Genomic DNA, 5,170 nt, shown 5'->3' with positions numbered 1-5,170 from the left:
CCGAGCAGACCAACGCACAGGAAACCTGCAGATTCGACCGGCCGGAACCACCTGTGCAGCCGAGGCGTTCGTCCTGACGTGAAGGCACCGCCGGCGGTGAACCGCGGTTCGGCGCCCGCGTCACAGGCGATCACCGCATCGTCATTCCTTCGGCGCCAGGTGCGTTCAGTCGATCGCCGCCCGGTGCGCGCCGGCTGCCGGCGTGGGCCAGTCCAGCCGCGTCAGCAGGCCTGCCGGTTCGGCGGTGTGCCCGTCGAGCCGTTGGGTGGACAGCAGATCCAGCGCCGCCAGGGCGGGGCCCTGGTTGCCGCGCTGCGGGGTCAGCCCGGGCACCGGCGCGGCGGCCTCGGGTGGCGACTCGGTGAGGAAGGCGCAGGCGGCCGCGAGGGTCCGGCCGGCGCGGTCACCGGCGATCTCCAGCGCCGTACACGTCTCGCGCACCGGAAGCGACCGGATCGCCTCCAGGGTCTCGGGCAGCGACTCGTCCACGCAGACCCGGTACACCGCAACGTAATCCGAAGCGCCCCGCTGCAGCCCGCGCCACGTCTCGCGAGCGTTGGCCGGCAGCAGCCTCGGGACGTCCTCGGGCCCGACAACCACGGCGTCCCAACCGATTTCGCGAAGGTGGTCGGCCAGTCGGCGCACGGCGACACCGGTGGTCTCGGACAGCGGGATCCGCGACGAGCGGGCCCGCAGCGCCGCCAGGTTGTCGGCGGCCGACACCGTGAGCCCGATCCAGGTCTCCTGTGCCCGGGCGCCGCCGCTGCGGCTGGTGATCCGTATCGCGTCGGCCCGGATGCCGTAGCAGTCCAGGTACCGGGCGATCAGCGGCAGCGGCAGCACCTCCGCCTCGTCGACCGGCGGCCCGACCCGCAGCAGCGCGGTCGCCTTGGTCGCGGGCGCGGCGTCCGGGACGTAGAGGTTACGGCGGCTCATGATCGCGAACCGGCGGCGCAGGATCGTGGTGAAGTACAGCCCCTTCCACCACCCGAACAGCAGGACCACCGCGACGGCGGCGATGCCGAGCAGCCAGTAGGCGCGCTCGGACCGCCACGGGTAGGCCATCGCCGCGGGCACCACGGCCAGCAGCGCCAGTGTCACCCGGCCGGGTCCGGGCGCCGGTATCGAGCGAAGCAGGCTCACTTGACTGACTCCTTCCGTCGGCGTGCGCCGATCGCGGTGAAAGCGGCGACGGCCGCGACCACGACGGCCAGCGCGGCGGTACCGGCCACCGCGACGGTCCGCGGCGTGGTGTCGGGCGGCGCCGGCGCCGGCGGCACCGCCACCCGGGTGGCCGGCGCCCCGGCCCGTTGGCCGGCGGGCAGCTGCCAGGTCAGGGCCGCCGCCGGGTCCACGCTGCCGGCCCCGACGACGTCGGAGGGCGCGCGGGCCCCGTTGTGCGCGGTCGCGGTGAGGCGCTGCACGACCTCGGTGGCCGTCAGCTGCGGGTACTTGCTGCGCACCAGCGCGGCGACCCCGGCCACGTAGCCGGCGGCGTAACCGGTGCCGCTCAGCGCGGCCAGTTGCTGGTGGTTGTCGGGCAGGCCGTCGGCCAGGCCGCCGCCGTCACCGTTGCTCACCGACACGATGTTCTCCCCGGGCGCCGCGATGCCCACCCACGGCCCGGCCATCGTGAACGTCGACGGCCGGCTCTCCGGTGTCAGCGAAGCGACCGACAGCACGTAGGGCTGCCACCATGACGGGACCGACACCGACGTGACGCCGGCCCAGTTGCGCGGGTCGCCGGGACGGCTCAGGTCGGTCAGCGGGTTGGACTCGCACGGCGCGCCGCCGGCGATCGATCCGCCCGGCCCGCCGTCGCCCGCGGCGGCCACGATCACCGCGTCCTTGTCGACCGCCGCGTAGCGCAGCGCCGCCCCGAGCGCGCCCTGGTCGACGGGGCGGTCGGCGGGCAGGCAGGTGATCGCCGAGACGGTGATCACCCGGGCGCCGAGGTCGGCCGCGTGCACGATGGCCCGGCCCAGCGCCGCGACGTCGAGGACGGCCCGTGCCAGCAGCGGATCGCCGCCCGGCGTGCGGGGCGAGAACTTCGCCGACGTCGTCCTGATCGACACCACCCGCGCCGCGGGCGCGACCCCGGAGAAGCCCTCGGCGCCGGACGGGCCGGGCTGGCCGGCGATGATCCCGGCGACCAGGGTGCCGTGCCCGTCGCAGTCGGTCAGGCCGTCGGTGGTCTCCACGAAGTCGCCGCCGGGGTCCACGTTCGGCAGCCGCGGACCGGGCCGCACCCCGGTGTCCAGCACCGCGACCAGCTGGCCCTCACCGCGCGAGAACTGCCACGCCGCAGGCAGATTCAGCATCGCCTGACTGGGCGACACCACGTCGGGATCGCTGCCGGGAATGACCCCGGAGGTGCTGCACGGACCGCGCTGTTCCATCGGCTGCACGGGTCCCGGGGCGCCGGCGGGCGGCGGCACCCCCGGGTCCACCTGCGGCGTGTCGATCGCGAACGCCGGCGGACACCCCCACAGCGCGGCCGCGAACGCGGCCGCGAGGCAGGCCGATCCGGCCCGCATCATCGATTGAGCACCAGGGCGAACAGCCCGACCAGGTACGCCATGACGGGGATCAGCGACGCGTCCAGGCCGGACGCGGCGAAGCCCAGCAGCCGGCGCAGCGGCAGCGAATAGCTCTCCGGCGCGGCGATGCCCGGGTTCAGCGCCGCCACCAGCCACGCCGACAACAGCGCGACGAGCACCAGCAGCGCACCCAGCGCGGCCCCGTAGCGCGCCGTCGCGGTGTAGCAGACCAGCAGCACGCCGGCGACCAGATAGGGCTGGGCGAGCAGCCAGGCCTTGCACGCCGCCGAGTCCCACACGCGGGCACGCAGCACCGACGCCGCCGCGGTCGCGGCCACCACGTACCAGCCCCAGCCGCTGACGGCCTCGGGCCGCAGCGCGATCGCGACCGAGCCCAGCACGCTGAGCAGCACCGCGGCGGCGATGAACCCGCTCTGGTGGGCGTCGCCGATCCGGACCCGCCGCGGCAGGTCCTCGAGCACCCGCAACGACGGCGCCGAGGGCGTGGGATCGCCGGGCGCCGGGATGACCGGCAGCGGGAAGCGCGCCCACAGCGCGGAGAGCGGGGCCGCCTCGACGGTCACCAGCAGGGCCGCCACGATCACGCCGCAGCCGAGGGTGAGCATCGGCAGCCGCCAGAACATCTCGGTGCCCGCGGCCACCAGCACGCCGGCGCCGAGCACCGCCGTCGCAGTGAACAGGCCGACGACGCGTTCGCGTTCGCCGCCGGGCACCATCAGCGCGATCAGCGACCAGGCCGTGACCCCGGCCGCGGCCAGCACCAGCTGCGCCGGCCCGAACGGGCCCGGCACCGCCAGCGCCAGGGCGGCGGCGATGGGCACCAGGGCGGTGATCGAGAGCGCCATGCCGGTGCGGGCCGACCGCGCGGTGACCAGCAGGCCGGCCACCGCGGTCAGCGCCGCGACCACGCTGACCCCGACCAGCCCGGCCATTGCCCCGGTCGCCGCCCGGTAGCTGACCGACAATGCGGTGGCCGCCAGGGCCACGACGATCGCGGCGGCCAGCGCGCCGCGCGCGATGTGCGCGGCACCCCAGGGCCGCAGCCGCGAGGCCGAGAAGATCATCGCGGCGTCGGCGATGTCCTCGACGATCCCGGGTGCGGCCGGCCCGACCGGAACCGGTTGCAGCGCAAGCAGATCGCCGTCGACGACGCCGACCGTGTCCAGGCTGGCGTCCAGGCTGAACGGCGCGCCGCCGACGGGCGCCAGGCTCAGCTGGACGGCCGCCCCGTCGTCGCCGGGCGCGTCGCCGTGGCCGTTGGAGGCCGCCGGAACCATCAAACGCCGGACCGCGGGCAGGATCTCGCGCAGCGGCAGCTCGGCGGGCAGGGCCATCTCCGTCAGCCTGCTGTCCGCAAGGATGGCGACGCGGACGATCGGCATGACGGCGCCGGACATCACTGGGCCCGCCACGGTTGCTGGGACATCGTGCTCTCTTCTCTATCTGTGTGTCGTTGCGGAAAAATCTCGGGACAGCCGCTCGCCGGGAAACCACTGCGCGTCCGGCAACAGGGCGGTGAGCTGTTCGACGGCGACGGCGGTCGCGAACGGGGTGCCCGGGCGAAACGTCGAGACCCACTCGCCGTCGAAGGCGCGCGACGGGCTGACCAGCACGCGTCCCGCGGTGGTGTCCACCAGGCTCATGCCGACCTCGGTGGTCGCCTGCCGCCCGTCGCGGCGGCAACCGGCAACGACCTCGACGTAGCTGCGCGGGCCGGTGAACACCGATTCCACCACCGGTCGGGCCGAGGGCGGAATACCCAGGTAGTCAAGCACTTCCGGCAGCGGGGCGCCGGAGCGCAGCCGCTCGTCGGCCCGCGCCCCGACACGCGCCGGCATGCTGAACTCGTCGAACTGCGCCGGCGCGCGGTGCGCCAGCCCGGCCCCGAGCACGGGAACCAGCGCGCGGGGGTCCTCGATGTCCATGGCGGTCAACGTGATCAGCTGCGCACTGCGCAGTGCCACGATGGTCTTGCCGGTGACGCCCGGGCGCCCGGCCACCACGCCGCGCAGCAACTCGCCCGGACGCGGGCCGACGAAGCGCAGGTCCAGCCAGCGGTCCGGAAAGCACACCACCCTGACCCAGTCGGCCACCGCCGCGTCGACCACACCCTCGGCCGACAGCAGACCCAACCGGGTCAGCTCGTCGTTGCGACGCCGGCAGAAGTCGTCGCGCTGCGCGGCGTCGCGGTAGGGGGTGGTGATCGCCAGAACCCAGGGGAAGTTTCCCGCCCCAGTGGTGTCCGCGACATACCACGCTTGGTCGACCGTCATCTCGACGGCGTTGGGTGCTGTGTTCATCGACGTCGGCGACGCGGTGCCTAACCGCCCCACTTCGCGGCCTCGGCCGCGTCGCGGGCGTACATGGACAAGGTGTTGCCCTCGTGGGTGCTGGCCATCGCCTGGTAGGCCCGCACCATGTCCTCCATGGCCTGGTTCCACTGGGCCTGCCACATCTGGTAGGTCATGCCCGTGTCGCCCTGCCAGGCGCTGGACAGCGCCGCCTGCTCGCCGGCGATGTCGGCGCCCAGCCCCTGCAGCGTTCCGGCGTAGCCGGACATGTCCGCGGCGTGCGCCAGCATCGCCGGGTAGTTGTACATGATCTGTGAC

General features: G+C 74.4%; 5 protein-coding genes. All 5 read right to left on the bottom strand.

Going from position 1 to position 5,170, the window contains the following annotated elements:
• Positions 1–165: 165 nt before the first annotated feature.
• Positions 166–1,143 (bottom strand): type VII secretion protein EccE, encoded by a 978-nt coding sequence (eccE, locus tag AC2VOR_RS02685; RefSeq protein WP_486963162.1) that lies wholly within the window; start codon positions 1,141–1,143, stop codon positions 166–168.
• Positions 1,140–2,540 carry a type VII secretion-associated serine protease mycosin gene (gene mycP / locus AC2VOR_RS02680; protein WP_486963161.1) on the bottom strand — a complete coding sequence of 467 codons (1,401 nt, stop codon included), beginning with the start codon at positions 2,538–2,540 and terminating at the stop codon, positions 1,140–1,142. Before mycP ends, eccE begins: the two co-directional genes overlap by 4 nt.
• Positions 2,537–3,958 (bottom strand): type VII secretion integral membrane protein EccD, encoded by a 1,422-nt coding sequence (gene eccD, locus AC2VOR_RS02675; protein ID WP_486963163.1) that lies wholly within the window; start codon positions 3,956–3,958, stop codon positions 2,537–2,539. The genes mycP and eccD overlap by 4 nt, the downstream gene beginning before the upstream one ends.
• A 42-nt stretch (positions 3,959–4,000) precedes the next feature.
• Positions 4,001–4,861, bottom strand: coding sequence for an ESX secretion-associated protein EspG (locus AC2VOR_RS02670; protein ID WP_486963160.1), 861 nt, complete (start codon positions 4,859–4,861; stop codon positions 4,001–4,003).
• 20 nt (positions 4,862–4,881) lie between these two features.
• Positions 4,882–5,170: WXG100 family type VII secretion target (locus AC2VOR_RS02665; protein WP_486963159.1), on the bottom strand; the 289-nt coding region annotated here is incomplete at its 5' end.

The sequence above is a fragment of the Mycobacterium sp. TH-M103 genome, from assembly GCF_057473785.1.
This window is presented reverse-complemented; position numbering and strand designations above follow the sequence as displayed.

Bases quoted from the DNA above. Each gene is read 5' to 3' on its own strand.
- AC2VOR_RS02670 (WP_486963160.1), bottom strand. From the start codon at position 4,861: ATGAACACAGCACCCAACGCCGTCGAGATGACGGTCGACCAAGCGTGG.
- mycP (WP_486963161.1), bottom strand. From the start codon at position 2,540: ATGATGCGGGCCGGATCGGCCTGCCTCGCGGCCGCGTTCGCGGCCGCG.
- eccD (WP_486963163.1), bottom strand. From the start codon at position 3,958: ATGTCCGGCGCCGTCATGCCGATCGTCCGCGTCGCCATCCTTGCGGAC.